Annotated in this window: 12 protein-coding genes; 6 read left to right on the top strand and 6 right to left on the bottom strand. The window is 33.7% G+C overall.

The features are described 5' to 3' along the window. The first annotated feature begins 426 nt into the window (after positions 1–426). Complete coding sequence (locus QL232_RS20560) at positions 427–2,760, top strand: amylo-alpha-1,6-glucosidase (RefSeq protein ID WP_281615587.1); 2,334 nt, start codon at positions 427–429, stop codon at positions 2,758–2,760. Positions 2,761–2,823: 63 nt separating this feature from the next. Here the strand turns inward: QL232_RS20560 and QL232_RS20555 are convergent, their stop codons facing one another. Both QL232_RS20555 and QL232_RS20550 read right to left on the bottom strand, forming a co-directional pair. Beyond that, positions 2,824–3,318, bottom strand: coding sequence for a hypothetical protein (locus QL232_RS20555; protein WP_281615586.1), 495 nt, complete (start codon positions 3,316–3,318; stop codon positions 2,824–2,826). Positions 3,319–3,343: 25 nt separating this feature from the next. Further along, positions 3,344–3,787 carry a PH domain-containing protein gene (locus tag QL232_RS20550; protein ID WP_281615585.1) on the bottom strand — a complete coding sequence of 148 codons (444 nt, stop codon included), beginning with the start codon at positions 3,785–3,787 and terminating at the stop codon, positions 3,344–3,346. Between the two features lie 132 nt (positions 3,788–3,919). Here QL232_RS20550 and QL232_RS20545 point away from each other — a divergent pair, with 132 nt between their 5' ends. Continuing rightward, positions 3,920–4,498, top strand: coding sequence for an NUDIX hydrolase (locus QL232_RS20545; RefSeq protein ID WP_281615584.1), 579 nt, complete (start codon positions 3,920–3,922; stop codon positions 4,496–4,498). 61 nt (positions 4,499–4,559) lie between these two features. Beyond that, positions 4,560–5,912, top strand: a complete 1,353-nt coding sequence (locus tag QL232_RS20540; RefSeq protein WP_281615583.1) for an MATE family efflux transporter — start codon at positions 4,560–4,562, stop codon at positions 5,910–5,912. Between the two features lie 277 nt (positions 5,913–6,189). Here QL232_RS20540 and QL232_RS20535 read toward each other — a convergent pair whose 3' ends face one another. From QL232_RS20535 to QL232_RS20525, 3 genes are read right to left on the bottom strand one after another with little or no spacing between them, the layout of a single operon-like run. After that, entirely contained in the window at positions 6,190–7,521 is a 1,332-nt protein-coding gene (locus QL232_RS20535; protein WP_168884840.1) for a TolC family protein, read from the bottom strand. Between the two features lie 54 nt (positions 7,522–7,575). Beyond that, the gene (locus QL232_RS20530; RefSeq protein ID WP_281615582.1) at positions 7,576–10,794 is read right to left on the bottom strand and encodes an efflux RND transporter permease subunit; all 3,219 of its coding nucleotides are present in this window, start codon (positions 10,792–10,794) and stop codon (positions 7,576–7,578) included. A 30-nt stretch (positions 10,795–10,824) separates the two neighbouring features. Continuing rightward, on the bottom strand, positions 10,825–11,952 hold the full coding sequence (locus tag QL232_RS20525) for an efflux RND transporter periplasmic adaptor subunit (RefSeq protein ID WP_281615581.1): 1,128 nt from the start codon (positions 11,950–11,952) through the stop codon (positions 10,825–10,827). 232 nt (positions 11,953–12,184) lie between these two features. On the opposite strand from QL232_RS20525, the gene QL232_RS20520 reads away from it, so the two are divergent. The 3 genes from QL232_RS20520 to QL232_RS20510 all read left to right on the top strand — a co-directional run bounded on the left by QL232_RS20520 (position 12,185) and on the right by QL232_RS20510 (position 14,681). Then, entirely contained in the window at positions 12,185–13,252 is a 1,068-nt protein-coding gene (locus QL232_RS20520; protein WP_281615580.1) for a histidine kinase, read from the top strand. After that, positions 13,252–14,001 (top strand): LytTR family DNA-binding domain-containing protein, encoded by a 750-nt coding sequence (locus tag QL232_RS20515; protein ID WP_168884836.1) that lies wholly within the window; start codon positions 13,252–13,254, stop codon positions 13,999–14,001. The genes QL232_RS20520 and QL232_RS20515 overlap by 1 nt, the downstream gene beginning before the upstream one ends. A 224-nt stretch (positions 14,002–14,225) precedes the next feature. Further along, positions 14,226–14,681, top strand: coding sequence for a CBS domain-containing protein (locus QL232_RS20510; RefSeq protein ID WP_168884835.1), 456 nt, complete (start codon positions 14,226–14,228; stop codon positions 14,679–14,681). Positions 14,682–14,741: 60 nt separating this feature from the next. Here the strand turns inward: QL232_RS20510 and QL232_RS20505 are convergent, their stop codons facing one another. Further along, on the bottom strand, positions 14,742–15,434 hold the full coding sequence (locus tag QL232_RS20505; RefSeq protein ID WP_281615579.1) for a YceI family protein: 693 nt from the start codon (positions 15,432–15,434) through the stop codon (positions 14,742–14,744). Positions 15,435–15,444 lie beyond the last annotated feature (10 nt).

Below are 15,444 nucleotides of genomic sequence, written 5' to 3'. Positions count from 1 at the left end.
AGTAAGGTTAGTGAATTGTTTCACTGGTTATTTATATAGTCAATGGTAAAGGTCAGTAATTTTGTGTTTATTCTACATTTATTAATTGTTAAACTACAATTGTTAACAATCGAAGAATCAACCGATTGCAATTGGTAGTTTGTCGAATCAGAATTATTAAATTCGATATTTTTATTGTGCTGAAAATAAGTGATTTACTTTCTTGAGTTTTTCTAGGATTAATGTATTACAAACAAATTATTGAATATGTTAATAACCTAGTATAGAGATAAATATCCTATTTGATAATGATTATGTTTTTTAAATTGTAATAACATTTATATTAGTACTCACGTTTAGCAGACTTATTAATTAGTCCTTGACTAAATAGAATAGAGCTGTCTCAATAGAGGATATAGATTCAACAATTATCAAAAAATTCTTTTTATGAAAATCACTCGTTACATACTAGGTATGCTGGTTTTTGCTTTACTTATAAGCTGTGAATCAGAAGAAAAATATGTATCCAAAGAAGCTATCAAAGATCAAATATTAAAAGAACTAGCTGTACCTGTTTCCAAAGAGGAAAATAGGGTGGTAACATATACCAATAAAAGAAGTGCTTATTTTCAAACTCAAAGTCATGTTTTAAACAGTGAATTATACAATTGGTTCGACGGTTGGAATGTAGGACAAAAGAGAATTTTCTCAGATTATCAAATAGAAATTGATGGAAAAGCTTTTGATAGAGCAAATGCAGATGTTATTGCTTATCCACATTATCTACAAAGAGCTACAGAGGCTGCTGTAGAAAAATTAATCCTTTTTGATGACCAAGATGTGATTTATGTTTCATTGGATCATGTTAAAGGTAAAAGAACTAAGTTGACTCTTTTAGGTGAACAAATTAAAGCTGAAAGTTCAGATGGAGAAGCGACGTATTATACTTCTTCAGAAGCGAAAGATATGATTCTAGCTGTAGCACCTTCTCATAAAGAAACTATCACTAAAGAGGGTGAAGCAAATGTAACTGCATCAGGTAGAGGAGGTTTCTATATTTCTATAGCAGACTCAAAAGAGAATGCAATGCAATTGATTAAGGATGCAAGAGTTAGTCATGGAGAGTGGTTCCAATTAAGAGCCGACCGTATGACAACTTTAGTTACTTCAAATACATATGTAAAAACAGATGATGCTCACTTTGATAAGGCATTGATGTGGTTAACTCTTACAATGGATGAACTTGTAACTCATCAGAGAGGGTATGGCATCTATGCGGGTATTCCTTGGTTTAATGAGTATTGGGGTAGAGATACTTTTATTTCAATGCCTGGTGGTACATTAGTTTTAGGGGAAACAGAAGTTGCTAAAAAAATCTTATTGTCTTTCTCTGAAGTTCAAGACACCAAACGTAATTCTAAGTACTATGGTAGAATTCCAAATATTGTAAAAATGGAATCACTAAATTATCATACTACAGATGGTACGCCAAGGTTTATTGGTCAGATGTTGGATTACATTAAATATTCAGGAGACAATGAACTGATTAAAACGATTTATCCTACAGTAAAACGTTCAGTTGACGGAGCAATTAAGAACTGGGTAAACAAAAAAGGATACCTAACTCATGAAGATGCTGATACATGGATGGATGCTAGAAGAGAACCAGATCATCAGCCGTATTCTCCAAGAGGAAGCTTTGCAAATGATATTCAAGCACTATGGTATCAACAGTTAAATGCAGCGGCCTATTTTGCCAAAGTAACAAATCATAAGAGTGATAGTGAGCGTTGGTCTAAATTAGCTGAAAAAATGAGAGCTAATTTTAATCATGATTTCTTTGACAAGGAGCATAGTTATATGGCAGACCGTATCGACCATGATGATAAACCAGACTTCCAATTTAGACCCAACCAATTATTTGCAATGGACTTCATGACGGATGATGTTGCAAAAATGAAGTTGACAAGAGAGATCTGGGAACATTTAGTTTATCCTTGGGGTGTAGCTTCTCTATCACAAGAAGATCCTAATTTCCATCCTTACCACTTGGCTTGGGAACATTACCATAAAGATGCGGCATACCATAACGGTACTATTTGGCAATGGAACAACGGTTTCGCTATGCAACGTATGATTGAAAGTGGACAACCAGATATTGCTTTCCAATTGTTTGAAAACATGAATGCTCAATCATTAGATATGGGTGCTGTTGGTTCTATGAATGAAAATGCTGATGCTTTCCCACATAAAGGAGAGACTTATCCGAAATTAACGGGTACGTATATGCAAGCTTGGTCAAATGCAGAACAATTGAGAGTGTGGTATCAATACTTCTTAGGTATTAGACCAAATGCCATTGAAAATACTTTAGTTTTGGCTCCTAGATTCCCATCAAAAATCAATAAGATTGAATACAAGGAGAAAATCTTAAATGCCTATTTAGATGGTGTATATTACTCCAAAAATGGTATTGAAAAATACATTTATACTTTGGATGGAAAAGATGTGACGATCAGATTTGATCATGCATTATTCCAGCCTGTAGATATAGATGTGAAATCTGGAGAGAAAGTTGAAATTACTAGAGAGGGTAAAGAACTTACATTAACAGTATTCAACCCAGATGGTAAGCAAAGAGAACTGAAAAAAGAACATCTTGACGAGACTTTGCAAAAACGTCAGGAGACTTCAGATGAAATATTTAAAGGTACAGAGTTTTGTAAGCCTGATATGGACAGAGAATATGAATGTATGAAACAAACATTCCAAAAACAGTAATTGATTTTTGTCCATAAAAAAACACCCCTCACAAATTGAATTGTGAGGGGTGTTTTTTTGAGATTATTTTCCTTGTCCATAAACAGACATCTGGTATTTTGCTACCCAAGCTTTTTTACGCTTGTCGATGTAATCATAACCTAAAGTCTTTTGCTTATACCAAAAGTTATCTTTGTTATAATTGATCTTATTACTACCTGCAGTTACTTCTTTGTAACCATGTGCACTAACTAATTCTTGCATATAAGATACAGAAGCATCTCTTACGCCTTCTTTGCTCTTACCAATGAATTCAATATCAAAACCTACTAAACGTTTCTGAGAATCGAACTTACATTTATAAGCTACATAATAGTCCGCCATGTTCTTTTTATATCCTTTTAGACCATTATAGATGATAAACTTCTTCTTATCACGGTCTTCTTCTTTTTTGTAAAGCTTCTTGAAAGCCTTATAATCCATCTTATAGGTATATTCTTTGTCTAATAGAAGATTTTGAGCGAACAAAGACGAGGAAAACAATAAGAATACAGACAGTACTGCTATAATTTTTTTCATTTGAATAATAAGTTATTAGATGTTTTTAATGGATGATTTCTATATCAGGATTAATCTCCTTTAGCATATTACAAAATTCATCTTCCTGTTTAGGGGTAAAATAAATATAATTGTATTTCTGATAATAAATAATTAATCCTTTCTTAAATGACAATCCAATCTTGATACCTGACCATAATCGAGTATTTAATTTAATTTTTCTTATGGTTTTAATATCAATATTTCCACTTAATGGACCCGCTTTATATGATAATAGTTGATTGCTCTTATGTATATTCATATAGCTAGTGAATAGAATCCATATGCAAAGAGCAGCCGAGAGGCCGATAATTACTATAGGAATAAGGGTATAGATTATAGGTGCACCTCTTCCTTTATCAATTACGACTGCGAGAGAGAATAAAATTAAAGCGAAAATTGCACTCCAAAATAGTTTAGCATAAATATCTATTTTACTTTTGAACTTCATGGTTTTTAAGGTTATGTGAGATAGTGTTTACATTTATTAAACGTTAGGTTTTACGATTAAGGATGTTTTCTGAGAACCAATTTTTAAATATTTAAGGAATTATTGTCTGTTGTGTTATTGAATTGAAAAATTATGGAGATAAATATTAATGTAATTGACCGAAAAAGAGCTTACAATGGCTTTTTAAGTGTAGATAAAGTTACTTTTCAACATACTAAATTTGATGGGTCAACATCTGAAATATTAACGAGAGAGGTAGTTGAAAGAAACGATGCAATTGCAATTTTTTTATATCACCCAGAAGAAGATAATTACTGGTTTGTTGAACAAATAAGAATTCCTACTATTAGAAATGGTAAAGGAGTACTAACCGAATGTGTAGCGGGTTTGGTAGATGATGGGGAGACAGCAGAACAAGCGGCGATTCGAGAAGTAGAAGAGGAAGTAGGGTACAGTATTACAACTCCAAAACACATTTCTACCTTTTATTCTACGCCAGGAGGATGTTCTGAAAAAGTAGTGATGTTTTATAGTGAATTGAAAGAGAAAGTAGCAGAAGGTGGTGGATTGCTTACAGAAGGAGAAGATATAAGAATTGTAAAATATTCTTTTTCAGAGCTAAAAGAAATGTATTCCAATAAAGAGATTGATGATGCCAAAACGTTGATTGGAGTACAGTGGTTATTATTGGAAGCTACTCTTAATAATTGAAAAGCTAGATTTAGTATCGATACATTCTTTTTAATTTTGCCGCATATTAAATAGTAGTCAATTGAAAGGATCGCAGAAATCATTTTATCAAGAAGTTTGGAAAGTTGCATTGCCAATTTCTTTACAAAGTGTATTACAATATGCACTAAGTATGGTAGACCAAATTATGGTGGGTCAACTTGGTGAAACCGTAATTGCTTCTGTTGGTTTGGGGAGCCGTTTATCATTTATATTTATGGTGGCCCTTATTGGAACAGCCAATGGTGCGGGAGTTTTTGTTGCCCAATTTTGGGGCAAAGGAGAGAAGCAGCAAATCAGTTATTTGTTGGGTGATCTAATAAAAATAGGTACACTAGTTACAGTACTTGGGATGTTCTTAAGTATTGCGTTCCCATCGGAAATCTTAAGTTTATTTTCTTCCGATAAAGAAGTAATTGCATTAGGAGGGATATATCAACAAATTATTGCATTAGGTTTTCCTGCAGTAATGCTAAGTGCTGCATATAGTTCATCTTTAAGATCTATCGGTGAGGCAAAACTGGTTTTAAAGATTAGTTTATGGAAGATTGTCATGAACACAATCCTCAATTATATATTAATCTTTGGAGGACTAGGTTTTGAAGGTTTAGGTATGGAAGGTGCTGCTTGGGCAACGATTATTGCCATGTGGTTTGAGACCTTTGCTTTGATCTATATTGTACGTTCTAAAGGTTTTCCGGGAGATGTTCGATGGAAGCATATTTTACATTGGGACAAATCATCACTGATGCCATTACTTAGTGTGAGTGCACCATTAGTATTGGGTGAAATTTCATGGGCTGCAGGAGAAACAGGTTATTCAATGATTTATGGTCAAATGGGAACTGTAGATATTGCCGCCATGACAATGACCATACCATTGCAAGTTCTGTTCTTTGGTTTCTTTACAGGTTTAGCTTCTGCTGCTTCAATTGTAATTGGATATCAGTTGGGGCAGAATAACATAAGAAAAGCAAAGATATATGGTGATAAGCTCTCCTTTAATACTTTCCTTCTAGGTATTTTGATGGGACTATTTGTCGTACTGATTAGTCCTTTATATATAAAAGTATATGAGGTAACTCCTGAGGTAAAAGATCTAACGCAGATATTATGTTACATTTTTGCCTTTTTGTTCCCAATAAAGATGACGAACTACATCACTGCCGCAGGGGTATTAAGAAGTGGAGGTGATACAAAGTTTACCACAACGTTAGGACTGTTTACTACTTGGCTTTTTTCAATTCCATTAGGAGTGTTTGCAGCCTTCTATTTAGAACTTCCTTTAGAGTGGGTATATGTAATTGTATCAATAGAAGAGTATATCCGATTAGGTTTATATCTTTGGAGAAAAAGAACTGGAAAGTGGGCTAGGAACCTTGTGAATGAGCAATAAAAAAAGCCATTCAAAATAGAATGGCTTAAAACAGCACTTGGCATACTATGCACCTGTACATCCAAGACTGCCTTTAAATGTCTTATTGATAAATATACAATTTATTAGTGTTAGGAGCAATCAATTTTGAGCTTATTATAAAATATCATGATTATATTTCATGTTTTCTAATTTTAAGAATAAATATAAAGGCTCTTTACTAATTATTTATACGCATAAAAAAAGGAATAGTTGAGTAAAAACTATTCCTTTTTTCTTTATTAGTATGGACCGCTTACTATTCAGAATAAGCATCAATTATTCCTCCTGTTAACCTAACTATCTCAGTGTTTGTAGAGATTAGATTAAAGATGGCTGTTAACCTTGAGTTTTGAGCATCAAGGTATTGTATTTGGACATCTCTTAAGTTAAATGAATTGATCTGACCAGTTCTATATCTTTCTGTAGACATTTGTAGGTTCAACTGTGCCGTATTTACTTGCTCAACAGTTAATTCAAGGATTTCTCTCTGAAGTACATAAGTATCATAAACCTGCATCATTTGGTTATTCAGACTATGAGACATTTGTTGTGTTTCAATCTCAGCAATTTGAGTATTAATTACCGCAATTTGTTTCGCTCTTCTTCTACTTCCACCCATATATATTGGGATAGATAATGTAGCACCAACCATACCACTGATACCGTCAATGTTAAAGTTTGGAATACCCTGAGCTCCACCGTAGTTCTCTGTATATTTGATATTTGCCGAACCTTTTAAGCTAGGTAAAAATGCAGCCTTAGCTAACTCAATATCCTTTTGTTTGATAATCTGATTGATATAGTTATTCTTTAACGTAGTGTTATCAGCATTCACTCTTTCAATAAGATCCGCAAGAATATAGTCCTTTTCTACAGCTTCGAATGATTCAGTAAGGTTATACATTACTTGCTCTGGTTCTGGTACACCCATGATAAAGTTTAAATCACGAAGTTTCACCTGAAGTTTATTCTTTTGCTCCAGTGCTGTTCTTCGATCTTCTAGCCAAGCATTTTGCGCCTGAAGGACATCATAAGTAACAGCCTGTCCTAAAGATTTTTGTGTCTCAGTGTAATCAAATCTTTCTTTAGATAACTCAGCAAGTTGATTGGCTACATCTAACCTTTGTTGTTCTAAAAGGGATTCAAAATAAGCCACAATAATATCCTTAATGGTATTTTCAATCACTACTTGAGCATTCCCTTCAGAATAGTGTTGAAGCTCTTCTAATTGCTCTTTAGTAATCCAAACTTGAAAACCATTGAAAATAGTAAAGTTTGAATTTACCGTTGGAGATAAGATACCTAAGTTGGACTGAGCTGCATGGGACCAGTTGTGGTTCCAGTCTACATCTGTAGAAACTGTTGGGTAGAGCCCCGCATTTTCTAAAGTATTATTTGTTTTTGAGATCTCGACATTTTGAGCTGCAATTCTAATGTCGTAGTTGTTTTCAAGTCCCATACTGATGGCATCAGCAAGACTTAAAGTAATTTGTTGTTTAGCTGTTGTTGTGTCCTCTTCTTTTTCTTGCCCTAATGAAGGAAAGACTTGAAGAACAAGAAGCAACAAACTTAAATATATAGTTCTCATTATTGATGTATCTTTTATAAGATTGGGCAGTATTTTTCAACCACCCAATGCAAATTAATTTGATGACACTAGATCATTTTTATCTGTTGATAATGCTTCATTTACTTGTTCCATTGCCTTTTCGGCAGCGATTTCAGTAAATACATTCTCTACTTCCTCTCTTGATGGTTTTTTACCTGTGAATAACCATTTCTTACCTCTTCTGATATCGTTTACCACTTTTACCAATACAGGCATGATCAGTAGAATGAACATAGTTCCAATCAGAATACCATAAGCTAATGATACAGCAACAGGTACTAAGAAACGAGACTGTACTGATGTCTCTAAGATCATTGGGTATAAACCAATTGTTGTGGTTAAGGTCGTTAGTAAGATCGGTCTGAAACGAGATTTACCGGCATTAACTAAGGCATCATCAAATGTATAACCGTCCAATAAATCTTGGTTGAATTTGGATAGGTATACTACTGCATCATTAATGATTGTACCCGATAAGGCTACCATACCTAACATTGAGAACATTGAGATAGTCTGTCCTTCAATACCATGACCCCAAATCGCACCAATTACTCCTAATGGAATCATCATTAAGATCATAATTGCTTGAGTAAATGATCTAAAGTGAAGCATTAGGATCATAATAATCAAAAGGAAAGCGACTAGGTAAGTATTTACTAGTTCTTCAGAATCTTCCTTAGAAGATTTAAGCTGACCTTGATACTCTGTTCTTACATCAGGGAACATTTGTTTTAATTGAGGTAATACCTCTTTTTCCATGTCTTCGATGATTGGAACTACAGGATCACCCGCATTCAATAGGAAGGCCTCTACTCTAATTTCTTTTTCACCATTGTAATGGTTAATAGCAACAGGTCCTCTTGTAACATTGAAATCAGCCAGTTGAGACAATGGATACATTCCATCTGCTGTTCTGATACGCATTCTTTCAAGGTCACCTAAAGTATTTCTGTTGTCCTTTTTATATCGAACATAGATTCTAATCTCATCTTTATTGACTTGCAGACGTTGTGCTTCAGCACCAAAGAAACCATTACGAACCTGCATCATAAGAGATGATTCTGTGAACCCGAGTGCATATGCTTTAGGTTTTAATTCTAAACGAATTTCTTGTCCACCAATTTGGTTGTTGTCCATTACATTGTAAAGGGCAGCATGTTCGTTTAGTTTATCTTTTAAGAATTCTGATGCACCTTCAATTTCATCATAATCATATCCTAGTAACGAGATTGATACTGGAGCACCCCACATGTTATTGGCACCTACTGAGAGTTTCCTTGCTGTCGGTTCTTCACCAATAATATTATGGATCTTAGATTTAATCGCACTGGCATCAATAGGGGAGTCTGTTAGGTCCTCCATAATGACGAAAACTTGTCCTGTATGTGTACCTCTTTCAGCACCGTTGAATGCATTACCAATACTTACAAACGAAGATTTGATAAAGTTGAAATCAGTATCATATTCCTGTTTTAATGTCTCATTAGCCTCCCAAACAGCATCTTCATATCGAATTAAATATGCCTTAGTAGAGTCTTGGTGAATACCTGGTTTTAAAGCTAAATCAATATTGAAGAAATCACCCGGAGGGGCTGGGAAGAAAGTCATTTCAATTTTTCTACCTCCAATTAAACCTGCTGTGATTATGATGGCAGCAATTGGAATAGAAATACCAAACCATTTGTGATCCAATAAGAATCTTAATGCAGGAACGTATACTTTGTCTCTAAAAGAGAAGATGATTTTATCAAGTTTTTCTCGGACAGCATTAAACTTGCTCTTATCTTTTCTCGGTGTTAATACTTTAGGATTACTAACATGGGCAGGTAGTAAGAACATACCTTCAACCAATGAGAATGCTAAACATAGAATAACTACCAAGGCCATTTCAGACATCATTTCTAATCCTGATTCTAGGAAAAGGAATGGGAAGAAAGCGATAATGGTTGTGGATACTGATGTTAATACTGCAGGAATTACTTCCATAGTGCCATCAATAGCGGCTCTAATAGGAGACTTACCTCTCTCATAATGGGTAAATATATTTTCGCCGATAACAATACCATCATCTACAAGGATACCAATAATCAGGATCATACCGAACAAGGAGATCATGTTTAAGGTCACTCCCATAAGCGAAGCGAAAATAAACATTCCTAAGAATGAACTAGGAATACCCCATGCTACCCATAACGAAAGTCTAAAACTTAAGAATAATGAAAGTGTAATGATCACAAGGACAATACCCATTAAACCATTTTCAATCAATGTATCTAGACGAGTATTTACTACTGATAAGAAATCGAAACTTACATACAACTCTGCATCATCGTGTTTTTCATTAAACTCATCAATGTATTCATGTACATATTTAGAAATTTCTTGAAGGTCTTCAGTATTTAATTTCGAAAGCGCAATCGAAATATTTCGCTGACCTTGATTCCAAACAGCGTTAGGAATATCCTCAAATTGAAATTTAACCTCTGCTAAATCACGAACTTTGATTACTCTACCATCTGTAGTTGAGCGAACAACAATATCTTCAATATCTTCAGCTTTTGCAGAACGGTATCTTGCAAGTACAGAAATTTCTTCTCTAGAATTTTTAATTGTACCACCAGTGATATCCAAGTTGTTATTAGAAATAGCATCCTTGATATCATTAATTGAGATATTATATCTACGTAATAAGTCTTCATTTACCTCTACAGAAATTTCAGTATTAGGGTAACCCGAAATAGCTATTTGTGAGATCTTTCCAGAAGCAAGAAAATCATCTTCAATACGTTGAGCATATTGCTTTAATGTTCTTAGATCATCACCTTTCAAGTCCACATACATAGCACTTGTTGTTTCTCTTTTCTTAGAAACAGCAGGTTTTTCAGCGCCGGCAGGGAAGTTAGAAATACCATCTACAGCGTTCTTTACATCAGTAAGGACTTCATCGATATTTGCTTTTGCCTCTGTTGTTACAGTAACTGTAGCTAGGTTTTCTGCAGATACAGAAGTTGTTTCCTTAATGCCAGGAATACCTTTGATCTGGTTTTCAATTAGCGTAGTTACCCCTTCATCCATTTCTTTTGGTGAAGCACCTTGGTAAGCTACGGTAACAGTAATTATTCTTGATTCTAATAATGGGAAAGAAGCTTTTTTCATATTGTAGATTGCAATACCACCTAATAATGTGATAAGCAATAAAGCCATATGAGCATAAAAAGGTCTTCTAACGAAAGCTTCAACAAGTTTTCTCATTTTGTAATACTTTTTAAATTGAAAATTTGATTAGCTTCTGATATTTACCGACATACCTTCTTTGCCATTAAATACAGATTCTGTGACGATCATTTCGTTCTCATTAATTCCTTTGATGTAGTAGGAATCGCCATTTATTTTAATCACTTCGATCTCTTTTTGATGAAGTTTTTTGTCTTGTACTGTAAAGATGAATTTCTCGTTGATTACCGCTTCTCTTGGTAACTCAACAACATTCTCAATGGTATTTCCTTTAAATTCAACTTTCACAAATTGTCCTTCAAAAATTTCTGAAGTAGACTTTGGTCTTACCTGAACAAATACCTTAATCGTTTGGGATTGAGGATCAACAATCTTTGATTTTCTACTAACAATACCTATGATATTAGAAGGGTCTCTTGATTCAGTAGTTACTGTAACTTTATCTCCTTTCTTAATCCATTTTGCATTCACTGGCTCTACTTCAACAACTACTTCCAATAAATCTGTTCTTGAGATTACGCCAATTTCAGAACCAGGAGAAACGATAGATCCCGATTCTAATCTTACACTTTTAAATGTACCATTGAAAGGAGCATATACAGCATATTTTCTTAAGTTGATTTCAGCCTGTTGAATAGCGAAATATTCTGTGATAAGACTTCTAGAAGCTAGGAAAAATCTTTCTTGATCAGAATTGATCTTTGGTAATTCAGGAAGAGGTTGATCAATTTTTACCGAAGTAAAAAAGCTATACCACTTGTCATATTCATTAGAATAGTCAATCTTAATATCGGGTAGAACACTAGCCATTGTATTCATAAAGCTAGATTTCTGAGATTTTAATGTGGCTTTAATATCTTGATCAAATACATGTACAAGCTGTTGATCTTTATAGAATGTATTTCCTTCTTTTAATAAAACTTTGGTAGGTAATATTCTGCCTGCCACCTCAGAAGAAAGGATATATGTTTGAGCAGCATTTACTCTACCATGAAATACTTGGTTATTATTTACATCAGCATATTGAACCTTTTCAGCTTTAATAGAGATCACTTTCTCTTTTTTCTCTGCTTTCTGAGGTTTGGGTTTGTTGTCGATTAATGTTTTGGATATAAAAGTTGTACCTCCAATTAAGAGAATGATACCAACGACCGTTACAATGTGCTTACGAGACATGATTGATAGATAAATTAATGATTTGATTTTTCAATGGTGAAATAACGAAACATATATCCTATCAAATAATCTTTTCAACGAATGGATTTATATCTTCAATCAACAGTGTTTTTTTCTCAATTTTATAGTTTATTGATAAAATAAGGCTATTCATAGATGAAAAAGCTTTATATGTTGATAGAGTTATTTTTTTAATTTTAGTCTTATTTTTTTTGAGGAAAGTTTATTGAACATGCTAGAAAAAATAAAGAACAGTTATTCATTCCCTCTTATAACAATAGGTCTATTTGCCTTCTTCTTCTTTTTCGATTATTGGATAGGACCTTGGTTTGCATTACTTAGAGCAACCTTGTCTATCTCTGTGTTTCTTTTTGTAATATTGACCAATAGTCTCATCTTAATACCAAAGCTTTTTATAGAAAGACGCAATAAGCTTTTTTATGTCATCTCATTGATCTTTCTTTATTTCATTTCAATTAAAGCATATTTGGCAATCAGTGAGTTTATTTTTCCTTACCTCGATCAAGAATCCTTTTTTCAAGAATACGAATATCTAAGAGAAAAGCTATCAGGCAAATTAGAGTACCAATGGATTTACCCCTTTGGTTTTGGTAGTGTTTTTATACTGATGAGCATTATGATCAGTACTGTTTTAACAGTCAGTAAGTACGATGAAGAGCGTAAAGAAAAAGAGATGGTTTTAAGAGAAGAGAAAATGCAAGCAGAATTGAAATTTCTACGCTCGCAAATTAATCCTCATTTCCTCTTTAATGCTTTGAACAACATCTATACGATGTCTTATATGCAAATGCCTCAAGCACCAGATAACATTGCAAAGCTATCAGAAATGCTAAGGTACTTATTGTATGATTGCAATGAGGATAGGGTAGAGTTAAGTAAAGAGATCTCTTACCTTCATAATTATATAGATTTTCAGAATTTAAAGACCGAAGGAGAACAAAATATACAATTTGATATAGATATTAAGAATCCATCAAGGTTATTATCACCTGTTTTGTTAGAACCATTTGTTGAAAATGCTTTTAAATACAGTAAATTAGAAGAGCACAATGATGGGTTTGTTAATCTTCATCTAAAAGAAGATCATAAGGAATTAATCTTTGAGGTTCACAATTCGATATCTCCTGAAGTAATACCTAATAATGATCCATCAAGAGGTGGGATCGGTATTGAGAATGTCAAAAAGAGATTAAGCTTGATCTATAAGAATCAGCATACTTTAGATATTGTCAATGATGGAGATGAATTCAAAATTATACTAAAGATATCGTTTCAATAATGGCGAATAAGATAAAAACAATCATTGTAGATGATGAACACTTAGCGAGAAGTCTTATCCAAAACTATGTGTCTAAGGTTCCACAACTAGAACTCCTCGGTGTTTTTAAAAACGCTTTAGAAGCTATGACCTTTATCCAATCGAATGATGTGGATTTAATGTTCTTAGATATTCAAATGCCTAATCTTACAGGTATTGAATTTGTGGAAAGTATGCAGTTAAAAAACACAATGATTGTGTTTACAACAGCGTATTCAGAGTATGCACTAAAAGGGTACGAACTAAATGCCTTCGATTATCTATTAAAGCCAATTACTTTTCCAAGATTCCTTCAATGCGTAAATAAAGTCAGTGATCAGTTTGAGTTATTGAATACCCAGTCATCTGGAATATTACAAATGGAACCCAATCCTGAAATAAGTTCTCATGTAGTAACCACCAAATCTGATAGTATAAGTATTAAAGCTGACTATAAACTATATAGAGTTAAATACGATAAGTTAAGGTATATGGAGGGACAAAAAGAATATGTGGCTTTTCATACCCAGGATAAAACAATTATGGCGTTAACGTCATTAAAAAAGTTAGAAGATGAGTTACCATCGAAAGACTTTATTAGAATTCACAAATCTTACATTGTCAATGTGCAAGAAATCGAAACATTGGAAGGTAATATTTTAGGATTAGGTGATGTGGAGTTGCCTGTGGGGCAAAGTTACAAGGCACAACTGATGAAAATCTTTGAATAATCACTCATAAAAATTAGATGCTTAGTATTCGGTGATATCAAATTTCTTTAGTCTAAAATCAAACTTTTTACAGATTCTGCTTTTATTACATATGTGATGATTTCTTATGTATGTTAGTATTATTCCTTGATAATGTGTATATTACTAGAATAAATAATATTAAATGGAGGGAAATTTTTACCCTTTATTTCTTAATTAACTATACTCAGTAAATCCAAAACATTATGAATTTTACTCCAAAACGCTTAATTGAAGATCCACATGACGTAAAACCATATCCATCGGTGGAGAAGTACATGACAAAAAAGCTAATTGTCTTTAAACCAGAACAAAACATCGAAGAAGCCATGCAAGTATTGGTCGAAGAGAAGATTTCTGGAGCTCCAGTGGTGAATGAAAGTGGAGATCTTGTGGGGATGCTTTCAGAAAAAGATTGCTTGCATATTATCCTAGAAAGTAGATACTTAAACTATCCAGCTAGTCAAGGCCTTGTTCAAGATTACATGACAAAAGCTGTAACAACAATATCATCAGATAAAGATGTGGTAGAAGTGGCGATGATTTTTGAGAACTCATCGTTTAGAAGATATCCAATTGTTAAAGGAGGGAAACTGATTGGTCAAGTTTCAAGACGCGATATTCTTAGGGCGGCTTGTGATTTACAGTCAACAACCTGGTAATAAAAAAGGGAGTAAGTTAATCACTTACTCCCTTTTTTATTTTAGAACTTTTTCTGTTACTTATTTTTTATCAGCAAACAAGTGAACTTCTAATTGGATCTCATCGTTGATCGCCTTATCACCTAAACCGTCAAAGAAAGAACCTGACTTGTATTTAATACCATATTTAGTTCTGTCAAAAGTAACATCAGCCATAGCATGGATAGAACCATCATGAGACATTAATTGAGCAGGGAAAGTAATTGTTTCAGTGATTCCTTTGATAGTTAAATCTCCAGTAACTTCAACTTTACCTTTTTGTACAGATTTTACTTCTTTAATATCAAACTGAGCCGTAGGGAATTTCTTAACACCAAAGAAATCGTCAGCTTCTAAATGGCCTTTTAATTTACCATTTAATTTATTGTCTGCAGGGATGTCTTCTACTACGATAGAGTTCATATCAATCACAAAAGATGATCCTTTTGCCATACTGCCTGAAGCAACTGCTACTTCACCAGATTTTAGGCTTAGTTTACCATAGTGCTCATCACCAACTATTTTAGAACCTACCCATCTGATATAACTTTTTGATAAATCTACAGAGTAGCTGCCATCTGCAAATGTTACTGCATCATGGCTGTGAGTGTGACCTGCATGTGCGTGGTCATGATCATGGCTGTGTTCTTCTTTTGCTTGTTTTTTCTCACCACAAGCCACCATTCCTAATGCGATAAGGAAGGCAATAGCGATAACGTTGAACTGATTTTTCATTTGTAATTTA

Origin of the sequence: Flammeovirga sp. SubArs3, from assembly GCF_947387565.1 — a bacterium.
Taxonomy (GTDB): domain Bacteria; phylum Bacteroidota; class Bacteroidia; order Cytophagales; family Flammeovirgaceae; genus Flammeovirga; species Flammeovirga agarivorans.
The sequence above is the reverse complement of the archived record's forward strand: the minus strand, read 5'-3'. Positions and strand labels throughout refer to the sequence as shown.